This window comes from Serpentinimonas sp. SSL01, from assembly GCF_056323735.1.
The window spans coordinates 2,326,736-2,346,504 of record NZ_CM150487.1; the positions used below are offsets into that span (position 1 = coordinate 2,326,736).

Annotated in this window: 16 protein-coding genes; 10 read left to right on the plus strand and 6 right to left on the minus strand. The window is 68.5% G+C overall.

Translation table 11 applies throughout. The features are described 5' to 3' along the window. From ACVMK0_RS10970 to ACVMK0_RS10990, 5 genes are all read right to left on the minus strand, one after another. On the minus strand, positions 1–849 hold the full coding sequence (locus tag ACVMK0_RS10970) for a gamma-glutamyl-gamma-aminobutyrate hydrolase family protein (RefSeq protein ID WP_476463806.1): 849 nt from the start codon (positions 847–849) through the stop codon (positions 1–3). Between the two features lie 47 nt (positions 850–896). Continuing rightward, positions 897–2,216: an NAD(P)/FAD-dependent oxidoreductase gene (locus ACVMK0_RS10975; protein WP_476463807.1), complete on the minus strand. Its 1,320-nt coding sequence runs from the start codon at positions 2,214–2,216 to the stop codon at positions 897–899. A 12-nt stretch (positions 2,217–2,228) separates the two neighbouring features. Beyond that, positions 2,229–3,170 carry an agmatinase gene (speB, locus tag ACVMK0_RS10980; RefSeq protein ID WP_476463808.1) on the minus strand — a complete coding sequence of 314 codons (942 nt, stop codon included), beginning with the start codon at positions 3,168–3,170 and terminating at the stop codon, positions 2,229–2,231. Between the two features lie 25 nt (positions 3,171–3,195). After that, positions 3,196–4,491 (minus strand): YbfB/YjiJ family MFS transporter, encoded by a 1,296-nt coding sequence (locus ACVMK0_RS10985; RefSeq protein ID WP_476463809.1) that lies wholly within the window; start codon positions 4,489–4,491, stop codon positions 3,196–3,198. A 64-nt stretch (positions 4,492–4,555) separates the two neighbouring features. Further along, a complete protein-coding gene (locus ACVMK0_RS10990; protein WP_476464692.1) occupies positions 4,556–6,964 on the minus strand; it encodes a heavy metal translocating P-type ATPase in 2,409 nt (802 codons plus the stop codon). Between the two features lie 104 nt (positions 6,965–7,068). Here ACVMK0_RS10990 and ACVMK0_RS10995 point away from each other — a divergent pair, with 104 nt between their 5' ends. The 10 genes from ACVMK0_RS10995 to ACVMK0_RS11040 all read left to right on the plus strand — a co-directional run bounded on the left by ACVMK0_RS10995 (position 7,069) and on the right by ACVMK0_RS11040 (position 17,299). After that, positions 7,069–7,296, plus strand: coding sequence for a heavy-metal-associated domain-containing protein (locus ACVMK0_RS10995; protein WP_476463810.1), 228 nt, complete (start codon positions 7,069–7,071; stop codon positions 7,294–7,296). A gap of 461 nt (positions 7,297–7,757) precedes the next feature. Further along, the gene (gene minC, locus ACVMK0_RS11000; protein WP_476463811.1) at positions 7,758–8,498 is read left to right on the plus strand and encodes a septum site-determining protein MinC; all 741 of its coding nucleotides are present in this window, start codon (positions 7,758–7,760) and stop codon (positions 8,496–8,498) included. 27 nt (positions 8,499–8,525) lie between these two features. Continuing rightward, positions 8,526–9,338 carry a septum site-determining protein MinD gene (gene minD / locus ACVMK0_RS11005; protein ID WP_045537052.1) on the plus strand — a complete coding sequence of 271 codons (813 nt, stop codon included), beginning with the start codon at positions 8,526–8,528 and terminating at the stop codon, positions 9,336–9,338. Between the two features lie 5 nt (positions 9,339–9,343). Next, positions 9,344–9,607, plus strand: a complete 264-nt coding sequence (minE, locus tag ACVMK0_RS11010) for a cell division topological specificity factor MinE (RefSeq protein WP_045537054.1) — start codon at positions 9,344–9,346, stop codon at positions 9,605–9,607. Between the two features lie 101 nt (positions 9,608–9,708). Then, entirely contained in the window at positions 9,709–10,935 is a 1,227-nt protein-coding gene (locus ACVMK0_RS11015) for an acetate/propionate family kinase (protein WP_476463812.1), read from the plus strand. 96 nt (positions 10,936–11,031) lie between these two features. Then, on the plus strand, positions 11,032–11,790 hold the full coding sequence (gene fabI / locus ACVMK0_RS11020) for an enoyl-ACP reductase FabI (RefSeq protein ID WP_476464693.1): 759 nt from the start codon (positions 11,032–11,034) through the stop codon (positions 11,788–11,790). Between the two features lie 96 nt (positions 11,791–11,886). Then, positions 11,887–13,842 carry a DUF47 domain-containing protein gene (locus ACVMK0_RS11025; RefSeq protein ID WP_476463813.1) on the plus strand — a complete coding sequence of 652 codons (1,956 nt, stop codon included), beginning with the start codon at positions 11,887–11,889 and terminating at the stop codon, positions 13,840–13,842. After that, a complete protein-coding gene (locus tag ACVMK0_RS11030) occupies positions 13,839–15,464 on the plus strand; it encodes a PEP/pyruvate-binding domain-containing protein (RefSeq protein WP_476463814.1) in 1,626 nt (541 codons plus the stop codon). The genes ACVMK0_RS11025 and ACVMK0_RS11030 overlap by 4 nt, the downstream gene beginning before the upstream one ends. 39 nt (positions 15,465–15,503) lie before the next feature. After that, positions 15,504–17,006 carry a bifunctional enoyl-CoA hydratase/phosphate acetyltransferase gene (locus ACVMK0_RS11035; protein WP_476463815.1) on the plus strand — a complete coding sequence of 501 codons (1,503 nt, stop codon included), beginning with the start codon at positions 15,504–15,506 and terminating at the stop codon, positions 17,004–17,006. 2 nt (positions 17,007–17,008) lie between these two features. Next, a complete protein-coding gene (locus ACVMK0_RS11040) occupies positions 17,009–17,299 on the plus strand; it encodes a SemiSWEET transporter (protein WP_476464694.1) in 291 nt (96 codons plus the stop codon). A gap of 4 nt (positions 17,300–17,303) precedes the next feature. Here ACVMK0_RS11040 and ACVMK0_RS11045 read toward each other — a convergent pair whose 3' ends face one another. Further along, a complete protein-coding gene (locus tag ACVMK0_RS11045) occupies positions 17,304–19,769 on the minus strand; it encodes a putative bifunctional diguanylate cyclase/phosphodiesterase (RefSeq protein WP_476463816.1) in 2,466 nt (821 codons plus the stop codon).

Below are 19,769 nucleotides of genomic sequence, written 5' to 3' on the forward strand. Positions count from 1 at the left end.
TCATGCTCCGGTTGCGCTGGGTGCGCCGGTTGTGGACTGGGCCAGCTGCGCTTGCAGGCGGCGCTGCTGGCGCCGCCGCAGCGCCTGGCCAAAGGCTTCAAAGGTGGTGGCGTAAAAGGGGTTTTGCTCGCAGCGCCACTCGGGGTGCCACTGCACCGCGTAAGCAAACTCGGTCGCGCCCTGCACCTCGATGGCCTCGACCAGCCCATCGTCGGCCCATGCCAGCGCCCGCACACCGGGCGCCAAGCGGCCGATGCCCTGCCCGTGCAGCGAGTTGACCATGGCCTGCGTGCCGCCAGCCCACTGCGCCAGCGCCGAGCCTTCCGCCAGCCGCACCGGGTGGCTGGGGCCGTACTGCTGATCGAGCGGGAGGCCGTCGGGGTCGCGGTGGTCCATCAGCCCTGGCACGGCGTGCACGGTCTGGTGCAGGCTGCCACCTAGGGCGACGTTGATCTCTTGGAAGCCACGGCAGATGCCCAGCAGCGGCACCTGCTGCGCGATGCAGGCGCGCACCAGCGCCAGCGTGAGCGCGTCGCGCTCGGGGTCCAGCGGCAGCGTGGGGTCGTGCACGTCTTCATCGAAGTGCGCCGGGTGCACGTTGGAGGGCGAGCCGGTGAGCATCACGCCATCGACTAGCGCCAGCAATTCGCCCACCTGCGCCGCCTCGGCCAGCGGGAACAGCACCGGCTGCGCCTGCGCGCCGACCTTGACCGCGCGCGCGTACTTGTCGCCCAGCAGCAGATAGGGCATGTCGTTGGGGCCCAGCTGGCGGTGGTCGGCGGGCAGCCAGACCAGGGGCGGGGTGGCGGGCGCAGCGGAGTGGGCGGAGGCAGTAGGGTTCGGGTTCATGGTGCGCGGTAAGCCTTGGACGGTGATTGTGGCAGAGGCTGAGCCTCTCAGCCCAGCGCCTCGCGCAAGCGCTGCCATGCCATGCCCAGCGCCAGCAGCGGCGTGCGCAGCCACGGCCCGCCGGGAAAAGGGTGGTGCTTGAGCCGCGCATAAACATCGAAGCGCTCGGCTTGGCCGCCGATGGCCTCGGCCACCAAGCGCCCGGCCAAGCCAGCCAGCACCACGCCGTGGCCGCTGAAGCCCTGCAAATAATAAACCTGCGGCGACAGCCGGCCAAAATCCGGGGCCCGGTTCATGCTGATATCCACAAAGCCGCCCCACAGGTAGTCGACCGGCACCTGCGCCAGATCGGGGAACACCGCCAGCAGGCGCTGGCGCATGAGGGCCTGCAGCTGCGCCGGGGTGCGGGTGGTGTAGCTGACACGGCCGCCAAACAGCAGCCGCTGCTCGGCGCTGAAGCGAAAGTAGTCGAGCACCAGGTTGTTGTCGCACACCGCGGCGGCGCTGGGGATCAGGCGCCGGCTCAGGGCAGTGGCCACCGGGGCGGTAGCCACCAAGTAAGTGCCCACCGGCATGATGCGCCGCGCCAGCGCCGGCGCCAGCGCCGGGGCGTATTCGGGCAGCAGGCAGTTGCCCGCCAGCAGCGCGTAGCGCGCCGACACCTGGCCGTGGGCCGTGTGCGCCGTGACACCGGCGGCGCCTTGGCTCAGGCGCAGCACGGGGCTGTGCTCGTGCAGCACCACGCCGGCGCGCTGCGCCGCCTGCGCCAACCCCAGCGTGTACTTGAGCGGGTGCAGGTGGCCGCTGATGGGCTCAAAGGCGGCGGCGTGGTAGCGCGGGCTGTCGATGTAGCGGCGCACCTCGGGCCCGGTGGCCACCTCGCACGCCAGGCCGTAGTCGCGCTGCTGCTGCTCGACCTCGGCCAGCAGGCGCCGCGCCTGGCGTGCCGAATCGGCCACCGTCAGGTAGCCGCGCTGCCAGTCGCAGTCGATGCGCTGCTGCGCGATGCGCTGCCCGATGAGCTCGATGCCCTCCAGCGTCCAGTCCCAGAGCCGGCGCGCATCGGCGCGCCCGAGCTGCTGCTCGAGCTGCCCTTGCCCACAGGCATAGCCCACCAAGGCCTGGCCGCCATTGCGCCCGCTGGCCCCCCAGCCGATGCGTTGCGCCTCGAGCAGACAAACCTGCAGCCCACGCTCGGCCAGCTCCAGCGCCGCGCTCAAGCCCGCCAGCCCACCGCCCACCACCAGCACATCGGCGCGCTGCTGGCCCTGCAACGGCGGCAAGGCCGGCGCGCGCTGCACCGACGCCTCGTAGTAGCTGCGCTGGTTCAGTAGGGTGTCGGATTGCAACAGGTGGGACTTGAACATCGCTCCACCCCGTTAACGCCAGGCACGGGTGCGCCCCAGCGCCACCTGCCCGGCCAGCCAGGTCCAGACCAGGGTGGCGGCGGCGTGGCTGGTGAGTTCGGCGTGGTCGTAGGCCGGCGCCACTTCGACGCAGTCCATGCCGACCCAGTTCAAATCGGCCAGTTCTTCGACCACGGTCAGCACCTGGCTGCTGCTCAGGCCGCCGGGCTCGGGGGTGCCGGTGCCGGGCGCGAAGGCGGGGTCGAGGCAGTCGATATCGATCGTCAGGTAGCAGGGCCGCTCGCCGATGCGCTGGCGGATCTCGCGCAGCAGCGGCTGCAAAGCCGCGCCGTCGAGGCCGCGCAAATCGCGGGCGGGGTAGATCAGGCCGCCTTGGTCGCGCACGTACTCGCGCGCCGCGCGCTGGCCGCTGGAGCGCAGCCCGATCTGCACCGTGTGCGCCGGGCTGACGAGGCCCTCTTGCAGCGCCTCATAGGTCCAGGTGCCGTGGCCCGAGGGTTCGCCGCAGTGGTCGGTCCAGGTGTCGCAATGGGCGTCGAAATGCACCAGCGCCAACGGCGCGCCTTGGCCATATACGCGGCGCGCGGCGCGCAGCAGCGGCAGGGTGATGGAGTGGTCGCCGCCCAGAAACACGCAGCGGTGCTGGCCCATGAGGGCCTGCGCCTGCTGCTCGATGCAGGCCTGCAGATGGGGCAGCGCGGCGGTGTTGGGCAAGCGCAGATCGAGCGCGTCGCCCACGTGCCCAACGGGGCTGCAGTTGAAGTGCGGGTGCTCACCATCGCACAGCATCAGGCTGGCGGCGCGGATGGCTTGCGGGCCAAAGCGCGCCCCGGGACGGTTGCTGACGGCGCCATCAAAAGGCACCCCGACCAGCGCAAAGGGCTGGTCGGCCAGTGGCGCGCAACCCAAAAAGCGGTTGCAGTTGTTGGCGTAGGCAAAGTCTCCGATGGCCATGGGGTGCTCCTGCGGTGTGCAAAGTTTAGTGTGTAGGGCGGCCGGCGCTCTGCAGCGGCCGCTGGCGCCACGCCAGCGCCGCGCCCAGCCACAGCGCCAGCGCCGAGTAGAACAAGCCGCGCTCGAGCCCGCCCGGGCCGTCGGCGATCCAGCCCACCGCCGTCGGGCCCACGATCTGCCCGGCCGCAAACACGATCGTGAAGGCGCTGATGCCGCCGGCCCACTGCTCCGGTGGCAAATTGTGGCGCACCAGCGCCGTGGTCGAGGCCACCACCGACAAAAAGACCGCCCCGAACAACAGCCCCGAGGCCAGCAACGCCGGCCAAGCCGCCGTGAGCGCGGGCACCAGCGTGGCCAAGCCGAGCAGGGCGCTGAGGCGCGCCAGCGCCTGCCCGCCGCGAAAACGATCCAGCCAAGCGGCCCACAGCCGCGCCGAAATCACCACCCCCAAGCCCAGCAGGGTGTAAAACAGCGTGATCGCCCCGGTGGCGTGCCCCTGCTCGTGCAGCAGCGCGATGACGAAGGTCATGTAGCCGATGTAGCCCAGACCGAACAGGGTGTACGAGGCCAGCGCCCAGCCAAAACTTTGCACCAGAAGCGCCCAACCCAAGGCCGGGCTGGGCGGCGCGCCGGGGCCGGCACGGTACACGGGCGCGGCATCGACTTCCAGCCCCAGCTGGCGCAGCGCCCGCAGCAGCCCCCACAGCGATGCCGTGGTGAGCAAACAGACCAGCGCCAGCACCCACCAAGCCCAAGCCCAGCCGTGCGGCACGCTGGCGGCCCAGCCCAGCACCGGCGGCACCGCCAGCGCCGACAGCACGATGCCCCAGCCCACGCCGCCGTAATACAAGCCCAGCAACCAACCGCTGTGCGCCGGCCAAACCGTGCCCAGGCGCGCCGCCAACAAGCCCCCGGCCACAAAAACCCAGGCGCTGAACACGCCCGCCGCCAGCCGCTGCGCCAGCAGCGGCGCGCTGGCGCTAAAAAAACCGCTGCTGGCCATGAACACGCTGGCCAGCAAGGCCCCAGCCAGCAGCAGCGGTCCAGCCCCCAAGCGGCGCAGCAGCCACGGGGCCGTGAGCGCCCCCACGAGGTAGCCGACGGCGTTGAAGGTGTTCATGGCCCCGGCCAAGGCGTAGGTCCAGCCGAGGTCGGCGCGCATGGGCGGCAGCAGCAAACCGTAGGCAAAGCGCGTGATGCCCAGCGCCACCGCCGCCGCCAGCGAGAGCCACAGCGCCAGCAGCACCCCGCGCCACCAAGGGGGCAAGGGGGGTCGGATCGCGGACAGGCTGGTGGGAGGGCGCGCGCTGGGTTCGGCCATAGGGATCGATCCTAAACCCGCGCGCACCCGATTCGTTGGTGCACGCGCAAAATTGTCGCGCTGCCTATTGACTTCGCGCCGGCGGCCGCCAGCGCTTGAGCAGCAAGGCGTTGCTCACCACGCTCACCGAGCTCAGCGCCATCGCCGCCCCGGCCAGCACCGGGCTGAGCAGGCCCAGCGCCGCCAGCGGGATGCCGACGGTGTTGTAGATGAAAGCCCAAAACAGGTTTTGTCGGATTTTGGCTACCGTGCGGCGCGATATGTCGAGCGCCGCCGCCACCAGCAGCGGCTCGCCGCGCATCAGGGTGATGCCGGCGGCGTGCAGCGCCACATCGGAGCCGCCTTGGGCGTGGCTCATCGCCAGCCCGACATCGGCCGCCGCCAGCGCCGGGGCATCGTTGACGCCGTCGCCCACCATCGCCACCACCCGGCCCTGGGCTTTGAGTTCGGCCACCAGCCGCGCCTTGTCGCCCGGCAGCACCTGGGCGCGCACCTCGCCCGCCGCTGGGTCTAGCCCCAGGCGGCGCGCCATGGCCTCGGCGGCGCGCTGGTTGTCGCCCGAAATCATCAGCACCCGCAGACCCAGCGCACGCAACTCGGCGATGGCTTGGGCCGAACCGGGTTTGGGTTGGTCGGCAAACGCCAGCAAGGCCAGCGGCTGCCACCCGTGCTGCTGCGCCAGCACCGACACGCTGCAGCCTTGGGCCGCCCAAGCCTCGGCCTGCTCCTGCCAGCCCCGCAAATCGGCCCCGAGCCCCTGCAGCCAGTCCCAACTGCCCAAGTACAGCATGGTGCCCTGCACCTCGCCATGGCAGCCGCGCCCCGGCACCGCCTGCACCGCGCTGGCTTGCAAAGCGGCAGCGCCTTGGGGAGTTTTATCTAGGCCCAGGCCCAAGCCCACATCTTGTGCTTGCTGCGCTTGCGGCACCCCCTGCTCGGGCTGCTGCAGTTGCTGCAGTTGAGCTTGCGCTGCCTGCAACACCGCGCGCGCCAGCGGGTGCTCGCTGTGGCGCTGCAAGGCCGCCGCCGCCTGCAGCGCCACCGCCGCATCCACACCCGCAGCCGGCAACAGGTGCCGCAACACCGGCTGCCCTAGGGTGAGGGTGCCGGTTTTGTCGAAAGCCACCGTGTCCACACGGCGCGCGGCTTCGAGCGCCTCCGGGTCTTTGATCAAGATGCCGTGCTGCGCCGCCACCCCGGTGCCGGCCATGATCGCCGTCGGCGTGGCCAGCCCGAGCGCGCACGGGCAGGCGATCACCAGCACCGCCACCGCCGCCAGCAGGGCCTGCTCAAACGGCGCCTGCTGCCAGCCCCACCAGAGCGCAAAGGTGGCCAGCGCGACCAGCAACACCACCGGCACGAACACCGCCGCCACCCGGTCCACCTGGCGCTGCACCGGCGGCTTGACCGCTTGCGCGTCTTGCACCAGCGCGATGATGCGCTGCAACACCGACTGCGTGCCCACCGCCGTCACGCGCAGCTCGATGGCGCCGTCGCCATTCAGGCTGCCGCCGGTGACCGTGTCGCCCACCAGCCGCAACACCGGCAGCGGCTCGCCGGTGAGCATGGATTCGTCGATCTGCGTCTGCCCCTGCTCGATCACGCCGTCGGCAGGCAGGCGCTCGCCCGGGCGCACCAGCAGCCGGTCGCCCGGCAGCAATTCGGCCACCGGCACGTCCTGCAGCTGCTCGCGCCGCACGCCGTCGGGCAGCAGGTGCGCCACCTCGGGGCGCAAGGCCTGCAGGGCGCGTATGGCGCTGGTGGTCTGGCGCTTGGCGCGCGCCTCCAGCCATTTGCCCAGCAGCACCAGGGTGATGATCACCGCCGCCGCCTCGTAGTACAGCGGCACCATGCTGCCAGGCTCGGCGCGCCACCACAACCAGGTGCTCATGCCCCAAGCAGCCGTGGTGCCGATGGCCACCAACAGCTCCATGTTGCCGCTGCCGGCGCGGATGGCGTGCCAACCGGCGCGGTAAAACCGCGCCCCAAGGATGAACTGCACCGGCGTGGCCAACAGAAACTGCCACAGCGGCCCCAACATCCAGTGCTCGCCCCAGAGCTTACCCACCATGGGCAACGCCAGCGGCAGCGTGAGCGCCATGGCCAGCAGCACCGGCCAAAAATCGCGCCGCACGCCCCACAGGCGGTCTAGGGCCGGGTCGGCTTCTGCGGCCTGCGTCAGGGGCACCGGTTCATAACCGGCGTCGCGCACCGCGCGGTGCAGCCGCGCTTGCCAGAGCGTGGCCTCGTCGGCCTCTACGCCCATGCCCACGTTCAGACCCATACCCATTTCTGCAGCGCCCTGGCCTGGGGCGCCCTGGGCCGGTGCACCGCCGCCATCGGCTGCACCTTGCACGGGCGCCGCCACCCGCACACGCACCGTTTCGGTGGCCAGGTTGACGCTCACCTCCTGCACCCCGGGCAGCTTGGCCAAGGCGCGCTCGACCCGCGACACGCAAGAGGCGCAGGTCATGCCCACGATTTTGAACTGGCTCTCAAACGGCGGCGCGGCAGGGTTCACTCAAGCTTCCAGTAAAACTCACATACTACGGACTTTAACCAGTAAAGGACTCTACCATGGACACCCACCACTTCACGGTTCAGGGCATGAGCTGCGGCCACTGCGATCAGGCGGTGCGCCAAGCCATCCGCCGCCTCGACGCGCAGGCCGAGGTGCAGATCGAGCGCAGCAGCGGCCGCGTGACGGTGCGCAGCAGCATCTCCCGCGGTGCGCTGGCCAGCGCGCTCGACGACGCCGGCTACCCCGAGGTTCCGCCCGAGGCCGGCGATTCCGACCCGGTTTAAAACAGGATCTGCCGCCGCACAAGGGCGCGCACCGACGCGCACCAAAGTTTACCGATCCGTGCCGGGCAGGATCGCTGCACAAGTCTGTGGATAGCTCGCGCACAAGGTGGGGTTTATCCACAGGCTGCGCCGCCCAAGGCCACTTATGCAGCGCTGCAAGAATTTGTCCAGCCCCGCTCTGCACACCTAAAAATGGGTGCAACAGATTGAATCCAAAAGAAATAATGAGTTGTTCAGTGAATCGGGATGGGCCTACTACTACGACTATGCTTTAAATCAAGATATTGGAGATAGAGACACATACCGGCCACCCCCGCGGCTTCGTTGCGGCGCCTCATCTGTCGCGGCCCGTCTGCCGTCCGGCCGCGCTTTGGCCTTCCGGTTTGGCCGGGCTGTTAAGATTTGCCCTTGAACCCCTCCTGCTCTCCCCACCATCCCCCCTTGCGGCCTCTGACCCCTCTATGAGTTTCGAGCTCAAAAGCACCCACTGGCCCTTGTTGGCTTTGGCGCTGCGCAGTGCCGACACCCAGCGTCTGATGCAAGACTGGCAGCAGCGCTACGGCGATGCAGCGGGATTTTTCGACCAAGACGCTCTGTTGCTCGACTTTAGCGCGCTGTCAGACAGCGAACCAGCCCTTGCCGATTTGTCGGCGCTGCTGGCGCTGTTGCGCGCGGCCCACTTGCAACCTGTGGCGTACCGGGGTGGATCGGCGGCCGTGCGCCAGCAGGCCGCGGCGGCCGGGCTGGCCCGCGCCGACGACGCACTGGATGCCGTGCACGCGCTCACAGCCAGTGCAGCCAGCAGCGCACTCGAGCCCACCCCATCCACCCCAACCGCTGCCCCGGAGCGCCCTGCGGTGGGCGCGCTGCTGATCGACCGCCCCTTGCGTTCGGGGCAGCAGGTGTATGCGCGCGGCCGCGACCTGATCGTCACCGCCATGGTCAACCCTGGCGCCGAGGTGGTGGCCGATGGCCACATCCACATCTATGCGCCGCTGCGCGGCAAGGCCATCGCCGGCGCGCGCGGCGACGAAAACGCGTGCATTTTTGCCACCTGCCTCGAGGCCGAGCTGTTGTCCATCGCCGGCACCTACCGCACCAGCGAAGTGCCGCTGCCGCCAGAGGTGCGCTCCAAAGCCGCGCGGGTGCGGCTGCAGCGCCACAACGATGCCGAGCGGCTGCTGATCGAAGCCATCGCTTAAAAAATTTGTATAGAAAGTCATGACCACATGAGCAAAATAGTCGTCGTCACATCCGGTAAAGGCGGGGTGGGCAAGACCACCACCAGCGCCAGCTTCGCCGCCGGCTTGGCCCTCAAGGGCTTCAAAACCGTGGTCATCGACTTTGACGTCGGCTTGCGCAACCTCGACCTGATCATGGGTTGCGAGCGCCGCGTGGTCTACGACTTCATCAACGTCATCCACCAGGAAGCCAATCTGAACCAGGCCTTGATCAAAGACAAGCAGTGCGAAGGCCTGTACGTGCTGGCGGCCAGCCAGACGCGCGACAAAGACGCCTTGTCGCAAGAGGGGGTGGAGCGCGTGCTCAACGATCTGGCTGGCATGGGTTTTGATTACATCGTCTGCGACTCGCCGGCCGGGATCGAGGCCGGCGCCTTGATGGCCATGCACTACGCCGACGAGGCGCTGGTGGTGACCAACCCCGAGGTCTCCAGCGTGCGCGACTCGGACCGCATTCTGGGCATGCTCAGCAGCAAAACGCGGCGCGCCATCGAGGGCCGCGAAGCCATCAAAGAGCACCTGCTGATCACGCGCTACAACCCGAACCGGGTGCAAGAGGGGCAGATGCTGTCGCTGCAAGACATACAGGACATTCTGCGCATTCCGCTCATCGGCGTCATCCCCGAGAGCGAAACGGTGCTGCAGGCCTCGAACCAGGGCCTGCCGGCGGTGCACATGCAGGGCACCGAGGTCTCGGAAGCCTACAAAGACGTGATCGAGCGCTTTTTGGGCCAGGAGCGGCCGCTGCGCTTTGTGGACGCGCAAAAGCCCAGCTTGCTCAAACGCCTGTTCGGGAGGTGAGCGCCATGTCCTGGTTGTCATTTTTCCTGGGCGAGAAAAAGCAGACCGCGTCGATCGCCAAAGACCGTCTGCAGATCATTTTGGCGCACGAGCGCAGCGGGCGCAACGCCAGCGAGCCCGACTACTTGCCGCAGTTGCAGCGCGAGCTGATCGCCGTCATCAGCAAGTACGTGCACGTCAATCCGGGCGACATCCGCGTCAACCTTGAGCGCCAGGAAAACCTGGACGTGCTCGAAGTGAAAATCGAGCTGCCCGAAAAACAGCGCTAAAAAGCGTGCGCCTGAGCGCCGCGATTCGGCGGCGCGTTTTGTCAAATTACCTGCCTATACTGGATCGGGTCGCTTCTTTGCGCCTTTGGGCGCCGCTCGCCATGCCTCTGTTGCTCACGCTCAACGCCGGATCGTCGTCGATCAAGTTTTCGCTCACCGCCTTGCCGGAAGGATCGCTTGGCTCGGCGCTGCAAGGCGGCTTGCCGGCGCCGCTGGCGCATGGGCAGGTGTCGGGCATAGGCGGCGCAGCGGCGCGGCTGAGCATCGAGTCGAGCACGCACGGCAAGCAACAGCACACGCTGCCCGGCGCGGATGCAACGCGCAGCGGACACGAGCAGGCGCTGGCCGCCGTGCTGCACTGGCTGGAGCAAAACCTGCCCGAGCAAAAGGTGGAACTGGTGAGCCACCGCGTGGTGCACGGCGGCGTGCACTATGCCCAACCGGTGCGCATTGACGCGCCGGTGCTGGCCCAACTCGAGGCGCTGGCGCCGCTGGCGCCGCTGCACCAGCCGCACAATCTGGCCGGCATCCGCTCGGCCATGGCGGCCTTTGGGCAGGCGCTGCAAGTGGCGTGTTTCGACACCGCCTTTCACCGCCAGCACCCCTTTGTGGCCGACACCTTTGCGCTGCCGCGCCCGTTTTACGACGCCGGCGTGCGCCGCTACGGTTTTCACGGTTTGTCTTACGAGTTCATAGCGCGCGCGCTGCAGCAGCAGTGGCCGGCGCTGCACCAAGGGCGGGTGATCGTGGCCCACCTGGGCAACGGGGCCTCGATGTGTGCGCTGCGCCAGGGGGTGTCGATCGATTCGAGCATGGGCTTCACCGCCCTCGACGGCTTGCCCATGGGCACGCGCTGCGGCCAGATCGACCCCGGCGTGCTGCTCTATCTGCTGACCGAAAAAGGCTACAGCCCGGCCCAGTTGACCGAGCTGCTGTATCAGCAGTCGGGGCTCAAGGGCATGTCGGGCCTGAGCAACGACGTGCGCGAGCTGCTGCAGTCGGCACAGCCCGAGGCGGCGCAGGCGCTGGACTACTTTGTGGCGCGCTGCAAGCGCGAAATCGGCGCCTTGAGCGCCAGCCTGGGCGGGCTCGATGCGCTGGTGTTTACCGGCGGCATCGGTGAAAACGCGGTGGCCCTGCGCGGGCGGATGTTGGCCGACATGGGCTGGATCGGAATCGACTTCGACGCGCAGGCCAACGCCCACGCGTGCGCTGGCCGCGGTGGCCCGATCAGCCGCGCCGGCTCGCGCGTCACGGTGCTGGTGCTGCCCACCGACGAAGAGCGCATACTGGCCGAACACGCCCTTGCGCTGTGGCAGGCAGACTGAAATTTTAGGCAATCCCGGAGCAGTCCCATGTTCATCGACCCCCACTCACGCGACCCCCTGCCCAAGGTCTGGGACGAAAACACCCGCATCGGCGACATGCTCAAGGGCAAGCGCGGCCTGGTGGTGGGCGTGGCCAACGCCGACAGCATCGCCTTTGGCTGCGCGGCCAAGCTGCGCGCCTTTGGGGCCGAGATCGCCCTCACCTACTTCAACGACAAAGCCAAAAAATTCGTAGCACCGCTGGCCGACCAGATCGACGCCACGCTGCTGTTGCCGCTGGACGTGAGCCAGCCGGGGCAGATGGAGCAGGTGTTTGCACAGATCAAAGCGCACTGGGGCAGCCTGGATTTCGTCATCCACTCGATCGCCTTTGCCCCGCGCGAGGACCTGCATGGGCGCATCATCGACTGCTCGCAAGCCGGCTTCTTGCAGGCCATGCAGGTGTCGTGCCACTCGTTCATCGAAATGGCGCACCACGCCGAGCCGCTGCTGCGCCCAGGCGGCGCGCTGGTGACCATGAGCTACTACGGCGCCGACAAGGTGGTGAACAACTACAACCTGATGGGCCCGGTGAAGGCAGCGCTGGAGTCGGCGGTGCGCTACCTGGCCAAAGAGCTGGGCGAGCAGGACGTCCGCGTCTATGCGGTCTCGCCCGGGCCGCTCAAAACCCGCGCCTCCTCGGGCATCGCGCACTTCGACGAGCTGATCGAGATGGCGGTGACGCGCGCCCCCGGTCGGCGGCTGGTGGACATCGCCGAAGTCGGGCGCGCGGTGGCGTTTCTGGTCGGCGGCGCGGCCTCGGGCATCACCGGCGACGTGATCTACGTCGATGCCGGCTTGCATCACATGGCCTGATCCCGCGCGCCGGCGCCGGCGGCGGTGCAGTGCCAGCGCTTCACGAGCCTGACACACACCCAAGGCAAACTGCGCGCTACCGCCAAGATTTGCACCATGGACAAACAAAAAGCCGTCGCTACGTTGGGCCAAAATTCCTTGCTCTTGTCGGCCTGGATCACCGCCGCCCTGCTGGCCAACGACCGCCTCAAACTGTATCTGTCGGTGCTGCAGTCGGCGGCGGCGCACGCGGCCGACCCGCAGGCCCCGCTGCCCGACTGGAGCGCCGAGCTGCGCCAGCACGGCCAGGCCGACTTGCTCTGGCTGGGCGAACTCGCCGCCAACGCCTTTGTGCAGGATGCGCTGCTGGTGTTGCCGCAGCTCGATACCCTGGCGCAGGCCATCGGCGACGATTTGCAGACCATGGCCAAGCCGGTCTGCGAGTCCGGCGGCGCGCCCGAGCCCGCGCTGTGTCAGCGCCGCGAGCAGTGGCTGGCGTTTCTGGAACGGCTCAAAGAGCAGGAAGCCCTGCACCCTGGCGACCTGATCGCCCTCACCCACGGCGAGCGCAAGGCGGGCGACAGCCTGCACCTGCTGGTCATGGACCTGCACAAGCGCCTCAACGCCCTGTCGGCGCAGATCGCCACCGAAAACATCGACGGCGCCCACGCCTGGCAGATCGATCCCGAGGACCGACCGCAGATCCAAGCCTTTATGCGCGGCCTGCAGCGCACCGCACCGCTCAAGTTTGGTCACCCCGGGCTGGCCACGGCGGTCACGCGCCACGGCAAAAAGCTGCTGATTCAAAACGACATCGGCACCAACGACGCACACGTGCTGGTGCTCGAAGTCAGCGCCAAAACGGTGCGCCTGACCTACTCCGACCTGCACCAGGTGCGCTTCGATTTTTTTCGCCAGCAGCTGGAGTCGCTCGGCTTCAGCTGGGAGCTGCTGGCGCCGCAGCGCGCCGATGGGCTCAACCAGGGCCAGCCCTACGTGCTCGGCCACGCCACGCTGCAAGTGCGCCAGCCGGCGGCGCTGTTGCAGGGGCTGGAGGCGGCGGCCTCGCGCATCGTCTTTCTGATCGACTGGAACCGGGCCCGCAAGCGCCTGCAGCTGTTCGTCGGCAAGGCGCTGGCCATCGACATTTTGAGCCATTGCGCCAAGACCGAAGTCGGGCACATGGCTTGGCTGCTGGCGGGTGGCGAGCAACTGGTCTATGAAGCCATGCAGGCGGTCGATAGCCACGCCTTTCGCGTCGGCGAACGGCTCGACTTGGTGCTGGGCGAGGCGGCGGCGCGGCAGTTTTTGCAGGCCCTGCTCACCGAGGCCAGCATCAAGCTGCGCCAGCAACTGCCGCTGGCCATGGTGCAAGACGAAGCCCGGCTGCTGCTGGCGCGCGCCATGCGCCAGCGCAGCTTCGAGTTCGACCTGCTGGCCGAACACGCGGCCTTGCAGCACGCCTTGGCCAGCGAGCTGTGTCAGGCGCTGGCGCAAGCCGGCCGCAGCGAGCCGCAAAACTGGGAGCGCACGCTGCAGCGCTGCAAAGCCTGGGAGCACCAGGCCGACCAGCTGCTGACCACGGCGCGCGAGCGCACCCGCCGCCACGAGCGCTGGCGGCCCTTGCTCGAACTGCTCGACGCCATGGACGACGCCGCCGACACGCTCGAGGAGGCGGCCTACCTGCTGATGCTGCTGCACACCGAGCCCTTGCGCGGGCTGCCGGCGCGCATCGTCGAGGCGCTGCTGCGTCTGGCCGAAACCACCTTGGCGGCGATCCAAGACCAGATCAAGGCGATCGAAATCGCACGCCACCTGAGCCTGCAGGCGAACCGGGTCGATGAAGAAGCCTTTTTGCAGGCCCTGTGGCGCACGCTGCGCGCCGAACGCCAGTGCGACGAGCACTACCGCCAGACGCGGGTGCAACTGGTGCAGGAGCTGGCGCAGCAGCCGGTGCTGTTTGGCTTGGGCAACGAGCTGGCCGGGGCGCTGGAAGCTGCCACCGACCACCTGCTCAAAGCCGGCTACGTGTTGCGCCGCATCGTGCTCGGCCCTGCCGGAGTGGTGACATGAAAAAATCCGCTGCCGCTGCGTCCGCTTGGCCGCGCCACCTGCACCTGATCGGCCCCGAGCCCGCCGGCAAAGCCGCGCCACCGACCCCCGAGGCGGTCGGCTCCAAAGCCTACCACCTCTGGCGCATGGCGCAGCTGGGCTTGCCGGTGCCGGCGGCGCTGGTGCTGGGCACCCACTACACGCGCGACCCGGCCGCCAGCCTGCCGCCCTTGCTGGGCAGCGGTTTGCCGGCCCTGGAGGCGGCCTGCGCCTTGAAATTGGGCGACCCGCGCGCGCCGCTGCTGGTCTCGGTGCGCTCCGGCGCCCCGGTGTCGATGCCGGGGATGATGGAGACCTTGCTCAACGTCGGGCTGTGCGAGGCCACCCTGCCCGGCTTGCTGCGCCAAAGCGGCAACCCGCGCATGGTCTGGGACGCCTACCGGCGCCTGATCGCCAGCTACGCGCAACTGGTCGCGGGCCTGCCCGCGCCGCTGTTCGAGGCCGAGTTGCAGCGCGCCACGCAAGGGGGCGACGAGCGCGAACTCGACTACCAGGGCCTGCGCGCGCTGTGCCGCAGCTACCTGGCGCTGTACCAGACCCACGCCGGCCAGGCGTTCCCGCAAGACCCGCACGAGCAGCTCGCCGCTGCGGTGCAGGCGGTCTATGGCTCCTGGTTTGCGCCCAAGGCCAAAAGCTACCGCAAACTGCACGGCATCGACGAACAGCTCGGCACCGCCGTGATCGTGCAGCGCATGGTGTTTGGCAACAGCGGCACCCACTCCGGCGCCGGGGTCGGGTTCACGCGCGACCCGAGCAGCGGCGAGCCGACGCTATGGGTCGATTTTCTGGCCAACGCCCAAGGCGAAGACGTGGTCAGCGGGCAGCGCAACGCGCACGGCCACGCCAGCTTGGCGCAGACCCTGCCGCAGGCCTGGGAGGCGCTGCAAAACGCGGCGCGCACGCTCGAGCAAAGCTTTAGCGACATGCAAGACTTCGAATTCACGGTGCAAGACGGCCACCTGCACCTGCTGCAAACGCGCAGCGGCAAGCGCACCCCGCGCGCGGCCGTGCGCATCGCCCTCGACCTGCACGAGGCCGGCCTGATCGACCGCCAAACGGCGCGCGAACGCACCGCGCACCTCAAGCCCAAAGACCTGGTGCTGCAACAACTCGCCCCGCGCAGCGGCGCCGAGGCGGCAGAGGGCGGGCAACCGCTGGAGCTGGCGCGCGCCAGCAGCGCCTGCAGCGGCATCGCCAGCGGCGAGATCGCGCTCGACCACGAGCGCGCCATCGAGCGCGCCCGCGCCGGTGTGCCGGTGTTGCTGGTGCGCCCAGATGCGCAAACCGACGACATCGAGGCCCTGCAGCGCGTGCAGGGGCTGCTGACCCAGCGCGGCGCGCGCACCGCCCACGCGGCGGTGGTGGCGCGCCAACTGGGCAAGGTCTGTCTGGTCGGCTGCGCCGATCTGCGCCTCGACGCGCAGCGCCAGACGGTGGCCTTTGGACCGCACGAATACGCGGTCGGGCAGGCCCTGACCTTGGATGGCAACCAGGGCATCGTTTATGCTGGCGCATTGGCGGTGGTGGACGTGCCCGACTTGCACCTGCAGCGCCGGCTGCAGGCCTTGCGCGACAACCCCTGACGTGCATACCGCCGACGCTTCATTTTTAGGAACCGACCCATGACCCAGCCCCCGACTTCGAGCGAATGGAGTGAAAACCTCACCTTCGACGAACTGCACATCGGCCAGAGCGCGCGCCTGCTGCGCACCCTGACGCTGCAAGACATCCAGGCCTTTGCCGCCGTGTCGGGCGACACCAACCCGGCGCACCTGAACCCCGAATACGCCAACGACACCCTGTTTCACGGCGTGATCGGGCACGGCATGTGGAGCGGCGCCCTGATCTCGGCGCTGCTGGGCACCCAGTTCCCCGGGCCGGGCACCATCTACCTCGAGCAGGCGCTGCGCTTCGTGCGCCCGGTGCGCATCGGCGACACGCTCACCGTCACCGCCACCGTGCTGAGCAAAGACGACGCGAAAAAAGCGGTGCAGCTCGACTGCCTCGTGACCAACCAAAAAGACGAGAAAGTGCTGCAAGGCGTGGCCAAGGTGCTGGCGCCGACCGAAAAGGTGCGCCTGCCCAAGATCAACGCCCCCACCATCCAGCTCTTTGACCCGCAGGCGCGGTTTCGCGAGCTGCTGTCGCTGGCCGACGGCATGGAGCCGATGCGCTGCGCGGTGGTGCACCCTTGCGACGTCGGCTCGCTCACGGGCGCGCTCGACGCCGCCCGTCACGGCCTGATGATCCCGCTGCTGATCGGCCCCAAGGAGCGCATCTTGGCGCTGGCGCGCGAGGCCGAGCTGGACTTGGGCGACAGCCAAATCCTGCACGTGCCGCACAGCCACGCCGCGGCCGAGCTGGCCGCCGATCTGGCCGCCAAGGGCGAGGTCGATGCCCTGATGAAAGGCAGCCTGCACACCGACGAGCTGATCGCGGCCGTGCTGCAGCGGCGCGAGCTGCGCACCGGGCGGCGCATGTCGCACGTGTTTCGCTTCGACGTGCCGCTCTACAGCAAGCCGCTGCTCATCACCGACGCCGCGCTCAACATCCGCCCGTCTTTGAGCGAAAAAGTGGACATCGTGCAAAACGCCATCGACTTTGCGCGCATCATGGGCGTGGAGCAGCCGCGGGTGGCGATCTTGTCGGCGGTCGAGACCGTCAACCCCAACATCCCCTCGACCATCGAAGCGGCGGCGCTGTGCAAAATGGCCGACCGCGGCCAGATCAAGGGCGGCGTGCTCGACGGCCCGCTGGCTTTTGACAACGCCATCTCGGCGCAGGCGGCGGCGATCAAACACATCGAATCGCCGGTTTCGGGGCAGGCCGACATCTTGATGGTGCCCGACCTCGAGAGCGGCAACATGCTGGCCAAGCAGCTCGAGTACTTGGCCGGGGCCACCGGCTCGGGCATCGTGCTCGGGGCGCGGGTGCCGATCGCGCTCACCAGCCGCGCCGACGGGGCCAACGCGCGCGTGGCCTCGGCGCTGCTGGCGCTGCTGATCGTGCAGCACAACCGCGCGCGGCAGGCAGCTGCCCCAACCAGGGCGATCCCCTTGGCCCAGCCTGCTGCTGCGGCCCCTGCGGCCCCTTCCAACCCCGATGCCAGCTGGCAACGGGCGTGAGCATGCCCGCATGGGGTGAGCTGGTTGGCAGCCTGGCGGCCCTGCTCACCACCCTCAGCTTCGTTCCGCAGGTCTGGCACACCTGGCGCACGCGCGACGTGAGCGGTATTTCGCTCGCCATGTACGGCGCCTTCACGCTCGGGGTGGCGCTGTGGCTGGTCTATGGTTGGCTGCTGGGTGCGTGGCCGATCATCATCGCCAACGCCGTCACGCTCAGCTTGGCGCTCAGCATTCTGGCGATGAAGCTGCGCTATGGGCGTGCGCCGGGCAAGGTGCAGCGCAGGGGCCAGTAGGCAATCAGGTGCCTTGCGGCTGCTTGGCCCACCAAGGTGCCAGCTGCTCCCAGGGCATGGGCTTGGCGATGTGGTAGCCCTGCGCCCAGTCGCACCCCCAGGCTTGCAGCCGCTGCAGCGTGGCGGCGTCCTCCACCCCTTCGGCCACCACCAGCAGCCCGAGTTGGTGCGCCAGTTCGAGCGAGGATTGCACGATGGCGGCGTCGCGGCTGTCGCTGGCCATCTGGGCGATGAAGCTCTGGTCGATTTTGAGCGTCTGCACCGGCAGCTGCTTGAGGTAGGTCAGGGACGAATAACCGGTGCCGTAGTCGTCGATCGCCAATTCGAGCCCCAGCGCGGCCAGTTGCTGCAGCGTCTCCAGGGCCCGCGCCGGGTCTTCCATCAGGGCGCTTTCGGTGATCTCGAGGCTGATCTGGCTGCTATCGACGCCGTGGCGCCGCAGGCAGGCCGCCACGCGCTCGGCAAAGGCGGGGTCGAGCAGGTCGCGGGTCGAGACGTTGACCGCAATCGGGCACGCAAAACCCAGTTGCTGCCATTGCGCGCAGGCCCGTGCGGCGGCGTCAATGACCCAGGTCGTGAGTTCCGAGATAAAGCCGGTCTGCTCGGCAAAAGGAATGAAGCGCGCCGGGGCGATCAAGCCCTCGGTGGGGTGCTGCCAGCGCAACAGCGCTTCGGCCGCCAAAGCCCGTGTGTTTTGCAGCGGCAGCTTGGGCTGCAGGTACAGGCGCAACTCGCCGCGCACCATGCCGTCGCGCATGGCACCGAGCAAAGACAGATCGGCCACCTGGCTGCGGTCGTGCTCAGGCACAAAGCACAGCACGCCAGCGGTGCGGCGCTTGGCCTGGCGCATGGCCATTTCGGCGTGGTTGATCAGGGCGTCGGCGTCGCTGCCGTCGCGCGGGCCTTCGGCCAGACCGGCGCTGGCGCGCACATCGACGCGCTGGCCGCCCAGCACCACCCCAGCCGCCAGCTGCGCCAGAATGAGGCGCGCTTGCGTCAGCGCCTGATCCGCCGACGAGCCCGTGAGCAGCAAACCAAACTCGTCGCCACCCAGCCGTGCCAGCAGGTGCCCTTTGCCCACCGCCTCGCTCAGGCGCTGCGCGACGGCGCGCAACAACTCGTCGCCAAAGGCATAGCCCATGACCTCGTTGACGTGCTTGAAGCGGTCTAAATTGAGCGAGAGCACCGACAAAGGCGGCTGGCCGGCGCGCTGCTGCCCCAGCGCCAATTCCACCGCCTCGACGAAACGCTGGCGGTTCGGCAAGCCGGTGAGCCGATCGCGGTAGGCCAGGCGCCGGATCTCGCCCTGCTGCTCGGCCAGGCTCTGGCGCATGGCGTCGAAGCCGCGGCTGAGTTGCGAGACCTCATCGAACCCGGCACTGGGAGGCAGGGGGGCGTCGAAGCGGCCTTGCTCCAGCGCCAGCGCCGCCTGTTGCAAGGTGGCTAAGGGCGCGGTGATGCGGCGCACGCTGCGCGCACTGGCCCAAGCGAACAAAGCCAAGCCCAACAGGCTGAGCCCGCCCAGCCACAGCTGCAATTGAACAAAGGGCAACTCGGCATCGGCCACCGAGCGCAGCAAAACCGTGTGCAGCTCGCCACCCAAGGCGGGCAGGCGCAGTTTCCGTTGCGCGTAGCGCTTGCCGACATACGTTGCGTAGGCGGCGTCGGCTTCCAGCATCAAACCAGAGGCTGGAGTCGCCAAGGTGCTAAAGACCAGGGTCGGCGGGTTGGGGTTGTGCGCTGCATCGGCAAACAGCAGCACGTGCACGTCCAGGTTGGTGTGCATCTGGTCGGCCAGAGACTGCGATAGCGCAAAGCCCATCAGCACCCAACCCTGGATGCGGTTGTGCTCCTGATCCAGCACCGGCGCGACGACGAACTGATACGGGGCGTCACCGAGCAGCGCCAACACCGAGCGGCTGCGGTCGCGTGTGCCGTGTTCGGCGACGGCGCGCAGCAATTGGGACAGGGCGTCAGGGTCGTCGATCCAAGGCGAGGCCCGGGCCGCATCGGCTGGGGTGCGGTTGTTTTGCGCGCGCGCCATCTGCGGGTAGGCGGTGTGTTTGAGCCAGAGCAGAAACACCGCATCGAGCGGTTTGGTGGCCTGCAACTGCAGATCGGTGTCGAGCACGGCCGTGATCTGGGCCCCGATGCGCTCGCCCTCGAGCGCCAGCGCGGTCTCCATCTGGTCCAGGTCTTTGCGGCCCAGCGCCCGGCGCAGCTCATGGTTCGAGGCCAGCAGGGCGGCGCTGTCGAGCAACCGGCTCGACTCCTGTGCCAACAGGCTGCGCCAGACGCGCTCAGCGGCGTGCAGTTCGTGCGCCCACTGCCGATCGGCCTGCTGGCTGATGAGCCCTTGCACCAGAGCAAAGAGCAGCAGCAGCAGGGCCAAGACCAAGCTCACCGACGAAAAAACCAGTCGGGTGGTGAGGCGCTGGCGCTGCCACCAAGATAAAAGAGCGAGATTCAC

What these genes read in the sequence shown, in the direction of transcription:
- ACVMK0_RS10970 (WP_476463806.1), bottom strand. Translation starts at nt 849, where the DNA reads ATGAACCCGAACCCTACTGCCTCCGCCCACTCCGCTGCGCCCGCCACC.
- ACVMK0_RS10975 (WP_476463807.1), bottom strand. Translation starts at nt 2,216, where the DNA reads ATGTTCAAGTCCCACCTGTTGCAATCCGACACCCTACTGAACCAGCGC.
- speB (WP_476463808.1), bottom strand. Translation starts at nt 3,170, where the DNA reads ATGGCCATCGGAGACTTTGCCTACGCCAACAACTGCAACCGCTTTTTG.
- ACVMK0_RS10985 (WP_476463809.1), bottom strand. Translation starts at nt 4,491, where the DNA reads ATGGCCGAACCCAGCGCGCGCCCTCCCACCAGCCTGTCCGCGATCCGA.
- ACVMK0_RS10990 (WP_476464692.1), bottom strand. Translation starts at nt 6,964, where the DNA reads ATGACCTGCGCCTCTTGCGTGTCGCGGGTCGAGCGCGCCTTGGCCAAG.
- ACVMK0_RS10995 (WP_476463810.1), top strand. Translation starts at nt 7,069, where the DNA reads ATGGACACCCACCACTTCACGGTTCAGGGCATGAGCTGCGGCCACTGC.
- minC (WP_476463811.1), top strand. Translation starts at nt 7,758, where the DNA reads ATGAGTTTCGAGCTCAAAAGCACCCACTGGCCCTTGTTGGCTTTGGCG.
- minD (WP_045537052.1), top strand. Translation starts at nt 8,526, where the DNA reads ATGAGCAAAATAGTCGTCGTCACATCCGGTAAAGGCGGGGTGGGCAAG.
- minE (WP_045537054.1), top strand. Translation starts at nt 9,344, where the DNA reads ATGTCCTGGTTGTCATTTTTCCTGGGCGAGAAAAAGCAGACCGCGTCG.
- ACVMK0_RS11015 (WP_476463812.1), top strand. Translation starts at nt 9,709, where the DNA reads ATGCCTCTGTTGCTCACGCTCAACGCCGGATCGTCGTCGATCAAGTTT.
- fabI (WP_476464693.1), top strand. Translation starts at nt 11,032, where the DNA reads ATGCTCAAGGGCAAGCGCGGCCTGGTGGTGGGCGTGGCCAACGCCGAC.
- ACVMK0_RS11025 (WP_476463813.1), top strand. Translation starts at nt 11,887, where the DNA reads ATGGACAAACAAAAAGCCGTCGCTACGTTGGGCCAAAATTCCTTGCTC.
- ACVMK0_RS11030 (WP_476463814.1), top strand. Translation starts at nt 13,839, where the DNA reads ATGAAAAAATCCGCTGCCGCTGCGTCCGCTTGGCCGCGCCACCTGCAC.
- ACVMK0_RS11035 (WP_476463815.1), top strand. Translation starts at nt 15,504, where the DNA reads ATGACCCAGCCCCCGACTTCGAGCGAATGGAGTGAAAACCTCACCTTC.
- ACVMK0_RS11040 (WP_476464694.1), top strand. Translation starts at nt 17,009, where the DNA reads ATGCCCGCATGGGGTGAGCTGGTTGGCAGCCTGGCGGCCCTGCTCACC.